Source organism: Streptomyces sp. NBC_01306 (assembly GCF_026340465.1).
Lineage (GTDB): Bacteria > Actinomycetota > Actinomycetes > Streptomycetales > Streptomycetaceae > Streptomyces.
This window is the reverse complement of the sequence record NZ_JAPEPC010000003.1, coordinates 170,490-185,992: the sequence shown is the minus strand read 5'-3', so window position 1 is coordinate 185,992 and position 15,503 is coordinate 170,490. Positions and strand designations below refer to the sequence as shown.

Below are 15,503 nucleotides of genomic sequence, written 5' to 3'. Positions count from 1 at the left end.
CTCGAAGCGCATCGCATCCCGCTGAACCGGGGCGTTGCAATGACCGCTGGAACGGACGTCTTGGCCGGGGTCCTTGGGCACCTCTCGTTCGGCCCGAGGGGCTTCCTTACGACGCGGGGGCGACGCCGGCTGAGGTGGCAACGTGGCCCGGGCGTGCCGGGTATCTGCTTCGCGATCGCGGCCGGCGCACGATCGTGCCGTGGCTCTGCCCTGGGCTGTTGAGACGTGGGAGACGTCTACGACTCGATCGGGGCGAACAGCGCGTTGATGGTCCGGTTGGCGTTCATGGTGATCTCGTGGCTCGGATTGCTTCCCGCCAATTCCACGCCGTCGACCGCCCAGGCGTCGAACCGGTAGCCGGGGTTGGGGAAGGCGCTGACGGTGACCCGCGTGTTGGGATCGTACGGACCGAATTCGCTGATCCTGACCGTGCCGCCGGTGTTCGGGGTGACGGACACGGTGAGGGAGTGGCGGTTCACGGGCCTCGTGGGGGCACGGTAGGCGGCCAGGATGTCGGCGTTCTGCCGTGCGACGGCTGCGTTGTTGTTCATGGCGTCGCCGAGAGGCTGGTTGCCCCAGAACCTGTCGGGGTTGGAGTACTCGTTGACGACGTTGCACGCCTGGGGGCAGGCGTTGGAGTAGGCCATGAGCGTGCGGTGCTGTCCGTCGGGCGTGATCCAGCCGTAGTTGGACGAGCCCTCGGGCGGCGTTGAGCCTTGCCTCATGTACGTCAGGCGGTCGTGCTGCATGCCGAAGTTGTGGCCGATCTCGTGTGCGAGGTTCTCCCATGCCGTCACGGAGAAAATGCTGGTGACCGAGAACGCGGCACCGGAGGTTGCCGCTGACGGGCGAGGAGTGGGCAGGTCGGACGCCCCGGAACTGTCCTCCGCGGGGACGGAGGCGAACAACGCAACCAGGTCGGCGCCGTACAGCAGCCGTTGGGATGCGGCCGCGCTGCCGAGGACCGTGTTTGTAGGGCTGCTGATCATACTCAGCAGCGTGTTCACGTTCTCGCGATGGACCCCGGTGGCCGCGGTCTCGTAGGTGTTGATGACATGCACGCTGGCCGGCACATTGCTGTCCGCGAGCGCCCTGTTGAGCTGGTTCACGCCGTAGTTGATACGGGACACGACCGCCGAGACACTGCCGAGTTCGGCGACAGTGGCCGGGGTGTAGGCCGCGACGATGTCGATGGCTGCCGGATTGTTCGGCGTGGCGGCCCTCGTACCGGGCTTGTGTGGCTTGTTCGGCTTTGTCGCGCGGACGTCGACCGTGTCGACACCGTGCCCGTTGGGCGGCAGTTTCAGGGGGTCGATCTCCTTCAGCATGTACCAGCCCGGCCGCTTCGCCAGCGGCTCATAGGCGTACTGGCGGAAGCCGGCCTCGATCGTGCCGGAGAGCGTGACCGGCCCCTTGCCGCAGGCTCCGATCACGGACACCGAGATGGTCTTCTGGACATTCTTCGGGTCGTGGCCGCTCCAGTACACCGTGCCGTTCTTGTCCAGTCGCTGGAAGTCCTGCACCGCGGTGAAGGGCTTACCGTGCTCGAACAGCGGGAAGGTACGACGCTCGGGTCTGCCCTCCTTCTGCTTGCCGCACAGCGAACGGAACGCCTTGGCGTCCGTGCGCTGTGCGGCACTCCGCAGTACCCAGGGCTCGTGATCACCGCCGCCTGGTCTGGCCGAGGCGGCAGGTGCGGTCAGGACCAGTGACAGGCCGGCAGCGACAGCGGTCGCCGCGCGGGTGGTGGCGAGCAGGAATCGAGGACGCATGAGATGGAGGAGCCTTCCGTGAGGATTTCCGCCTTGTATCCCGCACCGAAGACCACGCCACGCCGGTAAGACGTTCCCACACGACCGACCGGTCTCCGGTTCACCCGAACAGAGGGGGCGGCGGGGTCCGCCGGACACCGCCTGGACCGTCAGGTCGGCCCGGACAGACTCGTGCATGCCCGGCCATAAGCTTGGCGTTTTGAGCTTGCTCCGGTTTGGCGGACATTCGAGATCAGGGGTTCGTCCCCGGGAGGATGTCCATCATGGAGAGCATGGGGAAGAAGCCTCGTCGCGCTCGCCGCTCGTTCACGCCGGAGTTCAAGGCCGAGATCGTTGAGCTGTGCCGCCGCGGCGACCGCTCGATCGGCCAGGTCGCCACGGACTTCGACCTGGTCGAGACCCGGATGCGTGACTGGGTCCGGCAAGCAGAAGTCGACGCCGGCGAGCGGGATGGCTTGACCGGCAACGAACGTGACGAGCCGGCCGCGTTGCGGCGGGAGAACCGCCGTCTGCGCGAGGACGTGGAGGTCCTCAAGCGAGCCACGGCTTTCTTCGCGAAGGAGACCCGGTGAACGTCCACCCGTTCATCGAGGCGGAGAAGCAGGCAGGCCCCAGCGTCACACGCGCATGTGAGCTGCTGAAGGTCTCCCGTGCCGCCTACTTCGCCCGCCGCTCAGGCCCCAGCGCCCGCACCAGTGACGATGCTGAGCTGACCGAGAAGATCCGTGCGGTCCACGCTCGCTCCCGAGACACCTACGGCTCCCCGCGCGTGAAGGCCGCCCTCAACCGCGACGGCACTGTCTGCGGGCGACGGCGAGTCGCCAGACTGATGCAGCAGGCGGATCTGACCGGGATCACACGCCGACGCCGCCAGCGCACCACCATCCCGGACCCCAAAGCGGCCATCCGCCCTGACCTGGTCCTACGCGACTTCCAGCCGAACCCTGCCGGCGCTGACACGCGCTGGTGCGGCGACATCACCTACATCCCCACCGACGAGGGCTAGCTCTACCTACCCACCGTCATCGACATCGCCATCGCCATCCGCCGCGTCGTCGGCTGGACCACCGCCGACCACCTGCGCACGAGCCTGGTCGCCGACACCCTCACCACCGCCTGCCGCACCCGTCGACCGACTGAGCACGTGATCTTCCACTCCGACCGCGGCTGCCAATACACAAGTCACGAACTCGCCCCACTCGCGGCGCAGTTGAACGTCCGCCTGCCCGTGGGGCGCACCGGACAGTGCTGGGACAACGCCCTGGCGGAGTCGTTCTTCTCGACGTTGAAGAACGAACTGCTCGGCAGGCAGTCCTGGGGTGAGCTGGCGGGACGTCCCCGGGGAACAGATCGGCTGCAGCGGAGTGACGGCCCGGAGGCGTCTGCAGGACTGGACCGAAGCGGGGGTATGGCCCCGCCTCCACGAGGTCCTGCTGGCAGAACTCCGCAAGGGCGGCCTACTGGAGATGGACGGGTCCGCGCCCTGGCCTTCTGATGCCTGATACCTCCGAGGCGCCAGACAAAAGTGCTGCTTACCCATCGAATGGGCCAATGCCGTGCCCCGCACGTCGCAGTGGCTACCACCCGCCCACTACGAAGATCACGACAGATGGACTCGTCCGGAAGGGATCCTCGGTGGTGAAGGTCTCTCACCTCACTCGATTCCATGGCGCCTCGTGGCGCACCGACCCGTTACGACAAGCGGGCGTACGTTTTCCATGGCACCGTCACGGCCGCAGATCCGACTCTGGCTTCGGCCCGGAGTGGAATCACCCCTTCTGATGCGGCGTCCGAGAAATCAGTGGCAGCGCGACAAACAAGACAACGGGATAGACGCCCGCGCTCCACGGTTGCGGCACGGTCTTCAGGGCGGCAACCGCCAGAACTGCGAGCAGAACCCAGCTCGCGAAAAGCCACGGACGCTTGACCAGCGTCCTAGTAGGGCTTGGTCATGTTGATGGTGGTGGAGCGTGTCCGTTGGGTGTGGTCCGGCGTTGAGAGGGTGTGACTCCGGACGAGATTGCCTGTGTGCGTGGTGAGTTGGAGACGTTTGCGGCGGAGGTGTTCGAGCCGTTCGCGAGAAAGGATCAACGTCGCTGGGGGCAGGTCTACCTGCGCGGGCTGTTGACCGACGGCAAGCGGAAGTCCGTCGAGCCGATGGCGGCCCGCCTCGGGGAGGAGGGGAACCGGCAGGCGCTGGCTCACTTCGTCACCACCAGTCCGTGGGACCCCTCACACATCAGGGCCCGGCTGGCGTGGAAAATGGAGGCGGCGATCCAGCCGAGCGCGCTGATCTTCGACGACACCGGCTTCCTCAAGGACGGAAATGCTTCGGCGTGTGTGTCGCGGCAGTACACCGGCACCGCCGGCAAGGTCACCAACTGCCAGGTGGGCGTTTCGCTGCACCTGGCCTCCGATCACGCCTCCTCGGCGGTGGACTGGCGGCTGTTCCTGCCCGAGACGTGGGATGCGGCCTCGCCGAAGGCGAACCCGGACAGGGTCGCCCGCCGCGCCTCCTGTGGCATTCCCGACGATGTCGGGCACGTGGAGAAGTGGCAGCTGGCCCTGGACATGCTGGACGAGACGCGCTCGTGGGGCATTGAGATCCCGTTGGCCATCGCGGACGCTGGATACGGCGACGCCACCGCTTTCCGGCTCGGTGTTCAGGCCCGCGGCCTGAATTACGTCGTCGGGATCTCCACGACGCTCACGGCCCACCCCGGCCAGGCCGTTCCCGTGGCCGTTCCGTACTCCGGAACCGGACGCCCACCGGTTGTGAAGTATCTGGACAAACCACAGTCGGTGAAACAACTGGCCATGGAAGCAGGCCGGAAGGCGGCCAAACCCGTGCAATGGCGGGAGGGCTCGCGGCCTGGCACCAGCCGCAGCGGCTTCAAGCGCATGTACTCGCGGTTTGTCGCCCTGCGGATTCGCCCCGCCGGACGCGAGATCCGTCAGGCGGTCCAGGGCCCGCAGTTGCCGGAGTGCTGGCTGCTGGCCGAGTGGCCGGCAAACGAACCCGAACCGGTCCAGTTCTGGCTCTCCGACCTGCCCACCGACACTCCACTGACCACGTTGGTCCGCCTCGCCAAGCTCCGTTGGCGCATCGAGCACGACTACCGGGAGATGAAACAGGCCCTGGGCCTGACCCATTTCGAGGGCCGCACCTTCAACGGCTGGCACCACCACGTCACACTCGTCTCCGTCGCCCACGCCTTCTGCACCCTGCAACGACTGGCCAGAGCCCCAAAAGACACGGCGCCGGTCTGAGCCTCTACCAAGTCGTCCGCGAGCTGCAGATACTCCTCGCGGTCTGGGCCGGCGCCTGCCCCACCTGCCACCGCGACATACCCACGCTCGTACTGACCTGACCAAGCCCTACTAGTGTTCCGAGTCAGGAATTCCGCGTATATGTGTAGGCTTGTTGTATGGCGCGGATGGGGCGGCCGAAGGCCGAGTTGACTCTGTCGGATGAGGAACGGGCCGCACTTGAGGAGTGGGTGCGGCGTCGTTCCACGCCGCAGGCGTGGGCATTGCGGTGCCGGATCATCCTGGCCTGCGCCGAAGGCACCTCCAACAAGGACGTGGCTACTCAACTCGGTTCCACACCACAGGCAGTGGGCCGCTGGCGGGCCCGATTCGTGCAATATCGAATCGCAGGTCTGGGTGACATGCCACGTCCGGGTGGCCCCAGGACAGTGACGGACGACCAGGTCGCCGCGGTCGTCACCAGGACGCTGGAGTCCATCCCGAAGAACGCGACACACTGGTCGACGCGGTCGATGGCGAAAGAGATGGGTCTGTCCCAGTCGTCGGTGTCCCGGATCTGGCGGGCGTTCGGCCTGCAGCCACATCGCTCGGAGACCTTCAAACTGTCAACCGATCCGTACTTCGTCGACAAGGTCCACGACGTCGTCGGTCTCTACTTGGACCCGCCCGAACGGGCGTTGGTGTTCTGCGTGGATGAGAAGTCGCAGATCCAGGCCCTGGATCGGTCGCAGCCGGTGCTGCCGATGATGCCCGGTGTTCCCGAGCGGGCGACCCATGACTACGTCCGCGCCGGCACCACCACGTTGTTCGCCGCACTCGAGGTGGCCACCGGCAAGGTGATCAGCTCCCTGCACCGCAGGCACCGGGCCGAGGAATTCAAGAAGTTCCTAGTCAAGCTCGACAAAGAGGTGCCTGGTGACCTGGAAGTCCACCTCGTCTGTGACAACTACGCCACCCACAAGACACCCGCCATCAAGAAGTGGCTGGTGGCCCACCCCCGGTTCCACCTGCACTTCACACCAACCGGCTCGTCCTGGCTCAACCTCGTCGAGCGATGGTTCGCCGAACTCACCAACAAACAGATACGGCGAGGCGTCCACAAATCCGTCCACGCCCTTGAGAAGGACATCCGCAACTGGATCAGTGCCTGGAACACCGACCCGAAGCCCTACGTCTGGACGAAGACCGCAGACGAAATCCTCGAACGCCTCGCCAGCTATCTGAACAGAATTCCCGACTCAGAACACTAGCCACGATGGCCCAACGACTCCGGAAACCATCCCCCATCGATCCCATGGCCAGACCCTAGTCTCAGTGAGCAGCGGCCATCCATGATCCGCCGGACACGACCTAACCCCGAGCGACCTCAGCGGTGTGCGCGGGGGTGTAGCGCTCGCCGATCACCTGGTCGCTCAGCGGGTCCAGCGCGGCCAGCGCCTCGGCGTCCAGGGTGAGCTCCAGCGCGGCCGCGTTCTGCTCCAGCCGGGCAGGGCTGCGGGTGCCCGGAATGGTCGCCACCGCCACCCCGAGCCGCTCGGCCTGGGCGTACACCCAGGCCAGCGCCACCTGGGCCGGGGTGGCACCCAGCCGGTCGGCCACCTCGCGCACGGTCTGCGCGATCTTCTCGTTGGCCTCGCCCGCCTCGCCGGCGAAGCGGGGGTTGGTGCGCCGGAAGTCCTTCTCGCCGAGTGTGGAGCGGTCCAGGGTGCCGGTCAGGAACCCTCGCCCCAGCGGCGAGTACGGGACCAGCCCGACCCCCAGCTCGGCCATCACCGGGGTGACCGCCTCAACGTCGCGGCTCCACAACGAGTACTCGCTCTGCACCGCGGTGATCGGGTGCACCGCGTGCGCCCGGCGCAGCAGCTCGCCATCGACCTCGGACAGACCCAGATGGCGGACCTTGCCCGCCTCGACCAGCTCGGCCATCGCCCCGACGGTCTCCTCGATCTCCACGTCCTGGGGCGGGCGGTGGGCGTAGTACAGGTCGATCACCTCGACGCCCAGCCGCAGCAGCGAAGCGTCGCAGGAGCGCAGCACGTAGTCCCGGGCACCGCGGATGTGGCGTGCCCGGTCGCCGGCACTGCGGTCGATGCCGAACTTGGTGGCCAGCTGCACCTGGTCGCGGCGGCCGTGGATGGCCCGGCCCACCAGCACCTCGTTGTGCCCGGTGCCGTAGGAGTCGGAGGTGTCCAGGAACGTGATGCCCAGCTCCAGGGCCCGGTCGATGGTGGCCAGGCCGCCGTCCCAGTCGGCGGCGCCATAGCTCTCGCTCATCCCCATGCACCCCAGGCCCATCGCGCTGACGATGAGACCGGTCGAGCCGAGCGTGGTTCGGGTGATCATGCGCGGGATACTCCTCCTGCCCGGCGGACCGGGCGGTACCGTGAGTTGACGAACGCCTCGAAACTAGGACTTGGAGCGCACTCGAAGTCAAGTTGGAGGACCGGCCCCCCGCCGGCGGGTCAGGCGCGGCGGGAGTGGGTGAGGGTGAAGCGGTCCACCGCAGCAGGTCGCCACAGGGCCCGGGCATCGCGTATCTCCCGGCCGTCTTCACCAGCGGGTGCAGCGGCCCAGCGGCCGGACCTTCGTGCGGGACATGGCGTCCTCTTCTCCTACCGGTCACGGGTATCTGCGCGGGAACTCCGCTACGAAAACGAACGGCCCGACAGGTCGGGTGCATCGCCCATCTCTCCCCGCCTTCGCTGTCCTCGACGGCGTCCGGGTCCCGCAGCGGGGGCAGCCCCTGGCCGGCGGCGCTGGCCTTGACGGTGAACAGGTAGCGGCCCAGGAAGTTGATGTGCCGGGCCCCGAGCTGCGAGAGGCGGGCAATGTCCCCGTCCTTGGTGTCGTGGCCCTCGGCACATGCTCGACACCAGCCCAGCCGGTCAACGTGGCGCTGGGCATACGCCCCGTGGGCGCAAGCGCTGAAGGCGCTAACCGTAATTACCGAGAGCAAGACCCACTCGGTATTTCGTCGTTGGGACAGGCCGTTCAGGGCTTGGGGCCAGCAGAGCTGCCGGGTCTGGCCTGCTGTAGAAGCTTGATGCCAAGTTCGTCGGTACGGTCGGCTCGTCGGGTGAGGCGGTGGACCACTACCCACCTGCCGTCCGGCACAGCGCCGGTGAAGACAGAAGCGTCACCGGTGGCGCCGTTGTGCCAGAGCACGCTACCGGCCTTCTGCCAGGACATAGCGGGCTCCCCCAGTTTCCGATCTACGAGGAGGGCGGCCACCAGGTCCGCAACGGCACGCGGGGTGGCCCAGAGCCCGCCGGCGGGGAGGATCGGGCCGGACATGGTCCAGGGACGCCGTGCACGGCCGAACAGTCCGCGGCTGTGGAGTTGTCGATCTGACGGCGGATTGCTCGTTACCTCGGTGATGTCCAGAGGGGCGAGGACGTAGTGGTCCAAGAGGCCCTGGTAGGACATGCCTGAGGCGGCAGTCAGCGCGGCTCCAAGGACGGAGTATCCGAGGTTGGAGTACTCCTCCGTGCGGCCCGGGGCAGCAGTGGCGAGGGTATCCAGTCTCCGGAGCACGCCGTGCAAGGCGTCATCGTCGAAGGCGGAGTACGGGTCACGCCGTCTCATGTGCGGGGGAAGCCGGGGCAGTCCGGAAGTGTGCTGGGCGAGATGCTTCAAGGTGATACCGGTACCCGGCGGAACGGGCAAGAACTGTTCCAGCGGGGAGTCCGACTCCAGCACGCCCTTCGCTGCGAACTGGGCCAGAGCGGTTCCGGTAAGGATCTTGCTCAGTGAGCCAATCTGGACGTATGCGTCGACCGCATGTCCATGCAGGGCCTGCGGTGCTTCGTTGCTACTGAGGATGCAGGTGGGGACGGGACTCATGGCAGGCTTTCAGTGGTAGGGACGAGGGACCGGGCAAGCTGCTTCCGGCGGGCATCCGGTGCCGGTTGACGGCCACCCGCCGGTAGACCTGGCGAGCAAGCAAGCTGATGGCGTTCATGGACCGTCTTCCACGGCCCGAACCGCTCAGGCATCACGCCACTCCCCCCCAGTCCGTACCGGCGCAAGATCCCGTCGATCACCTGCCGGTGATCCCGCCATCTGTCCTCGACGGCGCCGATAGCCGGAGCGTCACGTCAGCGGAACTCGCAGTTCGTCGCGGAACAGCCGCACCACGTGCTCCCACGACGCGTCCGCCGCCGTCTTGTCGTACGTCTCGCACCCCGGGAAGAAGAAAGCGTGCGCGGCGTCAGGGTGGACGGTTACCTCGTGGCGTACGCCCGCTGCTGTGAGCGCGCGGCGGACCGCGTCGACTTGGGCCGCGTCGATGACGTGGTCACGTTCGGCGAAGAAGAGGGCGAGGCGGGTACCGTGCGTCGCGATCGCGCCCGTGTCGTCGAGGAGCGGGGCCGGGCGGCTGAGTGCCGTGCCGGTCGTGGGAAGCCAGCCCGGGTAGTAGATCGCGGCCGCCGCGAGGGGCAGCCGGGTCGCCGCGAAGTAGGCGAAGTGGCCGCCGAGGCTGAAGCCCAGCATGCCGGTGCGGTCCGCGGCGCCCGCATAGGTGCGGGCGTGGGCGGCCGCCGCCCGCAGGTCTGCCTCGACCTCGTCACGGGTCATCCGGGCCACCAGCTCGAAGGCGTGGGTGCGGTTCGCGTCGGAGTGGGGAAAGCCCTCCGCCGAGTCCGGATCGGTGCGGTGGTAGAGGTTCGGGACAATCGCTACGAAACCGAGGGCAGCGACGCGGCGGGCCACGGCACGCGCGTCCTCGTTCACACCCCACAGTTCCGTGCCGACGAGGACGACCGGGTGATCGCCCATGGCAGCGGGACGGGCCAGATAGGCGGACATGCGGGTGGGTGCGCCGGGCACCTCGATGACCGGCTGTTCGTCGACGACGTGAAACTCATCTTCGTAAGTCACGGCCGGACTGTGTCACGATCCGCGCCCGGATGCAGGGGTTTTGATCAGTTCACGCTCCGCCCGCGCCTTCATGCCCCGGGAGCGCGTGCGTGGCCATGCCTGCGAGCTGGCGGGGGGGCAGATCACCCGGGTGCATCTGAGGGGAACGATGCCGCGGCGGCCGCGGCGGGGAGGATGCAGTAGTCAGTGAAGCCGCCCCCACAGGTGGGCAGTTGGGTGCTGTTCTTCCGCGCTCGATGAGGCACGACTTGTAGCGCCTCCCGTGGGACAGGCGCCGTGCGACCGGCCCGCCCTGACCTCGCGTCACCGCCACAGTGTGGCCAGTTACCTCAACGGTGGCGCACCGCTGGCGGCTCGGGTCGGTACGACGGAAGCGGTGAGTGTAGAAAAGGTGAGGGCAGCGCAGGCCACGGGTGCAGCGGTGGCGGCCGCAGACCCGACTCCTACCGAGGCTCTAGCGCGGCTCCGCTGCGAGTCCCCGCTCGCCCTCGCTGCGATGGACCGGACGATGACTTCGTGGCTGGTCAGCGGGCGGCCGCGCCAGTTTGCGTGAGAAGAGCCGGTGCTCGATCTTGTTCCACTTCGATGTACCCGGCGGCAGGTGGCAGACGGCGATCGTGAGTCCTGTTTCGGAAGCGAGCCGGGCGAGTCCAAGCTTCCAGGCCCGGGGTGCGGTAGCCGTTCGGGCCGCCCGCGTCGGCGGTCATGAGCCGTCATGTCGCCTGCGGGTAGGCAGCTCGGCCCTGACCGGACCACCAGCGGCGGATCGATTCCACTGCGAACGCGGCGGTGTCGTGATCGGTGCCCACGTTGCCCCAGATAGCGCCTGCGGCCTGGCCGACTTCGACGCGGTGATCTCCCCAACACCCTCATCAACAGCCGCCCCGCCCTCCGCCAAGCCCTCAGCTGAAGGAGGCCAAAGCTCCCCTGTCTTCACGCTCTCGCCCCCCCCGCCTGGGCTTCCACTTGAAGCCCAGGATCAGGAACTGGCCTTCCACCGGCCCTCCGAGCAGAGCGAGTACGTGCACATCGACGCACTGATCGGCGAGCCGGGCAAGAACGTCATTCGACTCCGACCGCATTGAGCCCCAGTCCCGCCCTCAGGCGCGTGGCCGTCTCCGTGCGCAAGGGCAGCGCCATCTCCACCGCCACGCTTCTCAAGCGTCTGCGCTCGGTGTTGAAGGAGAACGCCCCCTATGCCGCCTTCCGCGAGGTCGGCGCGCCGCGTGATCCGCACCATGCAGCTGTTGCGCCAGAGCCTGTTGCGAAAGTGGATCGTCTGTCAGACCTGTCTGGGATTCTCCGAGCATGGAGATGACGCTGCAGCTGACGATTGACTGCTCCGATCCGCAGAGAATGGTGACTTTCTGGGCCGAGGCCGTGGGCTACGTGCCTGAGCCTCCGCCGGGCGGGCACGCCACATGGCGTGCTTACTGGGCGGCGGTGGGGGTGCCCGAGGCAGAGTTGCCGGCCGGAGCCGGGGATATTCCGGAGTCGATCATCGATCCCGCGGGACGTGGACCGAGGGTGTGGTTCCAGCAGGTTCCCGAGCCGAAGGTCGCCAAGAACCGGTGGCACTTCGACTTGAAGGTCGGTGGGGGCCGTGAAGTTCCACTGGACGTCCGCACGCAGCGGGTCAAGGCTACGGTTGAACGGCTGGTCAAAGCTGGTGCCACCGTGTTGCGGATCAAGGATGAGCCGGACATGGGGCTCTACGCCACCGCCATGCAGGACCCCGAGGACAACGAATTCGACATCGTCTGACGGCCGTCGCGCCGGCGCTGGTCACAGCCACTCGTTCACGGCTGCGACCAGCACAGTCGCCTCGTAGCGAACGGAGAGCTTGTCGTACCTCGTGGCCACTGCCCTGTGCCTTTTAAGTCGGTTGATGCCGCGCTCGACCGCATGCCGAGCCTTGTAGTCCTCGGCGTCGAATCTGGGTGGCCTGCCGCCGCGAGAGCCCAGCTTCTTGCGGTTACGTGCCTGGTCGGCCTTGTCCGGGATGGTGCAACGGATGCCGCGTCGGCGCAGGTAGGCACGGTTTCTGCGGGAGGCGTACGCCTTGTCAGCCCTCACGCGATCAGGGCGAACGCGTGGCCGACCTGGCCCGCCCGTACTCGACAGGCACGTCCCGCCACGGAACACCGGTCCGGACCCCGAACCGTATGCCGTCGATCAGCTGCCGCCGGGGCCAGATGGGCGGCCGTCCCACCCTCACTCCCTCGGGCAACAACGGCTCCAACACCGCCCACTGTGCATCCGTCAGGTCTCCCCGCGCCATGAACCACGATCATTCATCACTCAAGATCCACTTTCGATACACGCCCTAGCTCATGCACCGCTGCGCCGCCGGGTGACCCCGGCGGCCAACAAGGTCGAATCGTTCAACCGGTTCTCCCAGTGGTCGGCTCCGGCACGGCGGCCTGAGCGGAACACGGGGGCTCCGACCTCACGGCTGCGTCTACTTCGGCAAGGTGAGGATCTCGGCTCCGTCGTCGGTGATGGCGATCGTGTGCTCACTGTGGGCTGTCCGGCAGCCTGTCGCGCTTCGGAGCGTCCACCCGTCGGCATCAGTGACGAGTTCAGCGGTGTCCGCCATGACCCAGGGCTCCAGTGCCAGCAGCAGCCCAGGGCGCAGTTTGTATCCACGGCCAGGCCGTCCGGTGTTCGAAACGTGCGGGTCCTGGTGCATCGTTGATCCGATGCCATGGCCTCCGAACTCGGTGTTGATCGGGTACCCCGCTTCGCTGAGGACCGTGCCGATGGCATGGGAGATGTCTCCGATGCGAGCCCCGGGCCCGACAGCCGCGATCCCTGCGGCCAGCGCGCGCTCGGTTGCACTGATCATCGCGACGCTCTCTGAGGGTTTTGCGTCGCCCACGATGAAGCTGATGGCAGCGTCTGCAGCGATCCCGCGTTTGGAGACGGCGAGGTCGAGTGTCAGCAGATCTCCGTCGGCAAGCGTGTAGTCGTATGGCCGTCCGTGAAGCACGGCGTCATTGACGGCCGTGCAGATGTAGTGGCCGAACGGGCCGCGTCCGAAGGATGGCGCATAGTCGACGTAGCAGGACTTCGCTCCCGCCTTGACGATCATGGCCTCGGTCCACCGGTTGATGTCCAGAAGATTCGTGCCGATCGTGCTACGGCTCTTCAGTGTCTGCAGGATGTCAGCGACCAGGGCACCTGTGTCTTTCGCTCGGGCCAGCAGGGTGGGGTTCAGGATCTCGATCACGCGGCGTCCTTCTATGCAGCCAATAACTATACCGGTCAAACTATACCGGTACGAGAATCGGAGCCATGGTCAGGTTGCCGCACACTCCTGCAGAGATCGAACGCGGACAGCGACTCGGCGCCCTCCCGCGTCGGGCCAGGGCAGAGCGCTCGATGGTTGAAGTCCCGCTCGCCGCCTGCGTCTCACCGGAGACCCTCCGGAAGATCGAGTCGGTTCGCGTGGCCACCCCGCCTTCTCGACCATCGCGGCGATCGCCGATGTCCTTGGCCCCTCCCTCAATGCGGTGTAGACCGAGCCCAGCCCGAACGCGGCGTTGGACCGACCACCTCTATGCCCAACGCACCTGAGCAGATGTTCTCGTAAGAGGACTTCTCGAAACCGAGTTGGAGCTGGAGGGCCCGAACGAGGCCCCGCTGCACGTCGCCTCACGTAGTTTCGAGTAGATCAGGGCTTCAGGATCATCCCGTTGCCCCAACCAGCGCCTATTGCATCTGATGCGAACTGGCTGCATCTTGCGGCGCGTTGCTCGGACGGCTCCCGGAAGCTACTGATCAGCCGGTAGACGCCGTGTCAGGGCCTGCTGGGACGTTACCTCGGCGACCGAGGAGGTCGGGCCCCTTCCGAAGCCGGTGCTCAGGTCGCCGGTCATCCGCAGGGTGTAGTTGTTGACGGTGCGTGAGCGCGGTGATGGTGTCTCTGTTGAGCAGCCCGAAGGATTCTGTTCGAGTACTGTGCGGATGAAGTGCGGGTGATTGCCGAGCGCGGCGGCAACGGCGTCCCAGGCATAGGCCACGCGCTCAGCTTCGGGGTCCGGCTCCACGATGGCGAGGGCCAGTTCGTAGCCGATGTCGTCGGCTCGCAGAACCAGACCCTCTCGTCGCCGGGCTCGACAGGGGGAACGAAGGCTATGTGCGAGCTGCCGCGCAGCGCGTCGGGCGACGCGGACGGCGCCCCGGTCGGCGTCAGGCAGTTGGCTCTTGCCGCGGTCGATGGGCGGATGCGACTGATTCCAACGATGCTTGTCATCGGATTCGTCATTAAGGCCCCGTCGGGACAACCGCTTGCTGCCAAAGGAGCGCTTAACTTGGCGGCTCGGCACTTGGGCCCGGCGAATTTGAGCGTCGTGGTTGGAGGGGGTGAGGGGACCCCGGTTCGTTGAGTCGCAGCGGGTGGCCTGACACCAGTGGCGTCTCCTCGGCCCCAGCCGGACCGTGTCCAGCGCCGCTGTCCACGACGGCGTGCCCGGCGACAGCACCGCGATGAAGGAGCGCGGCCAGCACGATCCGCTTCTCGGAGCCGGGTGGCGGCAGGCGTTTCAGCAGGTCACGAGGGCGACCCGCGTCGGAGCGAGCCTTCCCGGGCGGGTGCAGCGCACCCACGCCCCGGTGTCCGTCCCCGATTATCGTGCCGGGTATGGAAAGCGTGAATGAACTCGGTGACTACCTGCGCGCCCTCCGTGCGGCGGTCACGCCGGCGGACGTCGGCCTGCCCGACTACGGGGCGAGGCGGGTGCCGGGGCTGCGGCGCGATGAGGTGGCGCTGCTGGCCGGGGTGAGCACGGACTACTACATCCGGCTGGAGCAGGGCCGCGAGCGGCATCCGTCCGAGCAGGTGCTGCGGGCGATCGTCGGGGCGGTGAGGCTGGACGCCGCGGCGGCCGACCACCTCTTCCGGCTGGGCCTGTCCGTTTTCGGGACGGCGGCTGCGGTGAGGACCGTCGCTCCGGAGTTGCTGCGGCTGATGGACGGTATGCGCGAGGTGCCGGCCTTCGTGGTCGGGGCGGCGCAGGACGTGCTGGCGGCGAACGCGATGGCGCGGGAGCTGTACAGCGGTTTCGCCTGCTACGACAACCTGCTGCACATGATCTTCCTCGACCCCTATGCGCGGGAGTTCTACGCCGACTGGGACCACGCGGCGCGGATCGCGGTGGGTAACCTGCGGGCGGCCGCCTCGCAGTTCCCGCAGGATGAGCGGATCGAGCAGGCCGTCGGCGGGCTGAGCGTGCGCAGCCCCGCGTTCGCGGGCCTGTGGGCGCGCTACGAGGTGCGACCCCGTACGCACGAGGACAAGCACTTCCGGCACCCGCGGGTGGGGGAACTGCGTCTGCACTTCGAGGCGCTCGCCGTCACCAGCGCCCCCGGACAGCATCTGTCCGTCTACAGCGCGGATCCCGGCAGCGCCAGCGCCGACGCCTTGGTCCTGCTTGGCCGGCTGTCCGAGCAGGAAGCGGCCTTGGCGAACCAGGCCAATCCTGCAGAAAAAGGGAAATTCCGCTCGTGATTGCGTCGCTGTCCGACATGGCCGGCACCTTCGAGATAGCGGGTAAAAAGTCGCCCGTCTCGGTTTCG

At 67.2% G+C, this 15,503-nt stretch carries 13 protein-coding genes and 5 pseudogenes; 9 read left to right on the top strand and 9 right to left on the bottom strand.

Going from position 1 to position 15,503, the window contains the following annotated elements; genetic code table 11:
- Positions 1 to 236: 236 nt before the first annotated feature.
- The gene (locus tag OG385_RS36500) at positions 237 to 1,772 is read right to left on the bottom strand and encodes a reprolysin-like metallopeptidase (protein ID WP_266862376.1); all 1,536 of its coding nucleotides are present in this window, start codon (positions 1,770 to 1,772) and stop codon (positions 237 to 239) included.
- Positions 1,773 to 2,035: 263 nt separating this feature from the next.
- Here OG385_RS36500 and OG385_RS36495 point away from each other — a divergent pair, with 263 nt between their 5' ends.
- The 6 genes and pseudogenes from OG385_RS36495 to OG385_RS36475 all read left to right on the top strand — a co-directional run bounded on the left by OG385_RS36495 (position 2,036) and on the right by OG385_RS36475 (position 6,292).
- Positions 2,036 to 2,344 (top strand): transposase, encoded by a 309-nt coding sequence (locus OG385_RS36495; protein WP_266862375.1) that lies wholly within the window; start codon positions 2,036 to 2,038, stop codon positions 2,342 to 2,344.
- Positions 2,341 to 2,778, top strand: a complete 438-nt coding sequence (locus tag OG385_RS36490) for an IS3 family transposase (protein ID WP_266862373.1) — start codon at positions 2,341 to 2,343, stop codon at positions 2,776 to 2,778. The genes OG385_RS36495 and OG385_RS36490 overlap by 4 nt, the downstream gene beginning before the upstream one ends.
- An 18-nt stretch (positions 2,779 to 2,796) precedes the next feature.
- Positions 2,797 to 3,009: pseudogene (locus OG385_RS37495) on the top strand (DDE-type integrase/transposase/recombinase); the annotation flags it as partial.
- A gap of 79 nt (positions 3,010 to 3,088) precedes the next feature.
- Positions 3,089 to 3,238: pseudogene (locus OG385_RS36485) on the top strand (IS5/IS1182 family transposase); the annotation flags it as partial.
- A gap of 538 nt (positions 3,239 to 3,776) precedes the next feature.
- Positions 3,777 to 5,042 (top strand): IS701 family transposase, encoded by a 1,266-nt coding sequence (locus OG385_RS36480; RefSeq protein ID WP_266850846.1) that lies wholly within the window; start codon positions 3,777 to 3,779, stop codon positions 5,040 to 5,042.
- Positions 5,043 to 5,209: 167 nt separating this feature from the next.
- Entirely contained in the window at positions 5,210 to 6,292 is a 1,083-nt protein-coding gene (locus OG385_RS36475; protein WP_266862502.1) for an IS630 family transposase, read from the top strand.
- A gap of 100 nt (positions 6,293 to 6,392) precedes the next feature.
- On the opposite strand, the gene OG385_RS36470 is transcribed toward OG385_RS36475, so the two are convergent.
- The 4 genes and pseudogenes from OG385_RS36470 to OG385_RS36455 form a co-directional block, all read right to left on the bottom strand.
- Positions 6,393 to 7,385 (bottom strand): aldo/keto reductase, encoded by a 993-nt coding sequence (locus OG385_RS36470; protein WP_266862371.1) that lies wholly within the window; start codon positions 7,383 to 7,385, stop codon positions 6,393 to 6,395.
- Between the two features lie 648 nt (positions 7,386 to 8,033).
- Complete coding sequence (locus OG385_RS36465; RefSeq protein ID WP_266862369.1) at positions 8,034 to 8,885, bottom strand: serine hydrolase; 852 nt, start codon at positions 8,883 to 8,885, stop codon at positions 8,034 to 8,036.
- Positions 8,886 to 9,134: 249 nt separating this feature from the next.
- Entirely contained in the window at positions 9,135 to 9,923 is a 789-nt protein-coding gene (locus tag OG385_RS36460) for a dienelactone hydrolase family protein (RefSeq protein WP_266862367.1), read from the bottom strand.
- Positions 9,924 to 10,412: 489 nt separating this feature from the next.
- Positions 10,413 to 10,741: pseudogene (locus OG385_RS36455) on the bottom strand (ISAzo13 family transposase); the annotation flags it as partial.
- Positions 10,742 to 11,231: 490 nt separating this feature from the next.
- Between OG385_RS36455 and OG385_RS36450 the strand changes: the two are divergent.
- Entirely contained in the window at positions 11,232 to 11,687 is a 456-nt protein-coding gene (locus OG385_RS36450; protein ID WP_266862365.1) for a VOC family protein, read from the top strand.
- 78 nt (positions 11,688 to 11,765) lie between these two features.
- On the opposite strand, the pseudogene OG385_RS36445 reads toward OG385_RS36450, so the two are convergent.
- The 3 genes and pseudogenes from OG385_RS36445 to map form a co-directional block, all read right to left on the bottom strand.
- Positions 11,766 to 12,029, bottom strand: a pseudogene (locus OG385_RS36445) (transposase); the annotation flags it as partial.
- Positions 12,004 to 12,204 carry a transposase gene (locus tag OG385_RS36440; protein WP_266862363.1) on the bottom strand — a complete coding sequence of 67 codons (201 nt, stop codon included), beginning with the start codon at positions 12,202 to 12,204 and terminating at the stop codon, positions 12,004 to 12,006. The gene OG385_RS36440 and the pseudogene OG385_RS36445, both read right to left, overlap by 26 nt.
- Positions 12,205 to 12,384: 180 nt before the next feature.
- Entirely contained in the window at positions 12,385 to 13,155 is a 771-nt protein-coding gene (gene map, locus OG385_RS36435) for a type I methionyl aminopeptidase (protein WP_266862361.1), read from the bottom strand.
- A gap of 65 nt (positions 13,156 to 13,220) precedes the next feature.
- On the opposite strand from map, the pseudogene OG385_RS36430 reads away from it, so the two are divergent.
- Positions 13,221 to 13,444, top strand: a pseudogene (locus OG385_RS36430) (helix-turn-helix domain-containing protein).
- Positions 13,445 to 13,699: 255 nt separating this feature from the next.
- Here OG385_RS36430 and OG385_RS36425 read toward each other — a convergent pair.
- Entirely contained in the window at positions 13,700 to 14,254 is a 555-nt protein-coding gene (locus OG385_RS36425; protein WP_266862360.1) for a hypothetical protein, read from the bottom strand.
- A gap of 314 nt (positions 14,255 to 14,568) precedes the next feature.
- Between OG385_RS36425 and OG385_RS36420 the strand changes: the two genes are divergently transcribed.
- The gene (locus tag OG385_RS36420; RefSeq protein WP_266862358.1) at positions 14,569 to 15,435 is read left to right on the top strand and encodes a helix-turn-helix transcriptional regulator; all 867 of its coding nucleotides are present in this window, start codon (positions 14,569 to 14,571) and stop codon (positions 15,433 to 15,435) included.
- Positions 15,436 to 15,503 lie beyond the last annotated feature (68 nt).

Excerpts from the sequence above, each read along its gene's own strand:
- OG385_RS36500 (WP_266862376.1), bottom strand. The coding sequence starts at position 1,772 with ATGCGTCCTCGATTCCTGCTCGCCACCACCCGCGCGGCGACCGCTGTC.
- OG385_RS36495 (WP_266862375.1), top strand. The coding sequence starts at position 2,036 with ATGGAGAGCATGGGGAAGAAGCCTCGTCGCGCTCGCCGCTCGTTCACG.
- OG385_RS36475 (WP_266862502.1), top strand. The coding sequence starts at position 5,210 with ATGGGGCGGCCGAAGGCCGAGTTGACTCTGTCGGATGAGGAACGGGCC.
- OG385_RS36470 (WP_266862371.1), bottom strand. The coding sequence starts at position 7,385 with ATGATCACCCGAACCACGCTCGGCTCGACCGGTCTCATCGTCAGCGCG.
- OG385_RS36465 (WP_266862369.1), bottom strand. The coding sequence starts at position 8,885 with ATGAGTCCCGTCCCCACCTGCATCCTCAGTAGCAACGAAGCACCGCAG.
- OG385_RS36450 (WP_266862365.1), top strand. The coding sequence starts at position 11,232 with ATGGAGATGACGCTGCAGCTGACGATTGACTGCTCCGATCCGCAGAGA.
- OG385_RS36440 (WP_266862363.1), bottom strand. The coding sequence starts at position 12,204 with ATGGCGCGGGGAGACCTGACGGATGCACAGTGGGCGGTGTTGGAGCCG.
- OG385_RS36420 (WP_266862358.1), top strand. The coding sequence starts at position 14,569 with ATGGAAAGCGTGAATGAACTCGGTGACTACCTGCGCGCCCTCCGTGCG.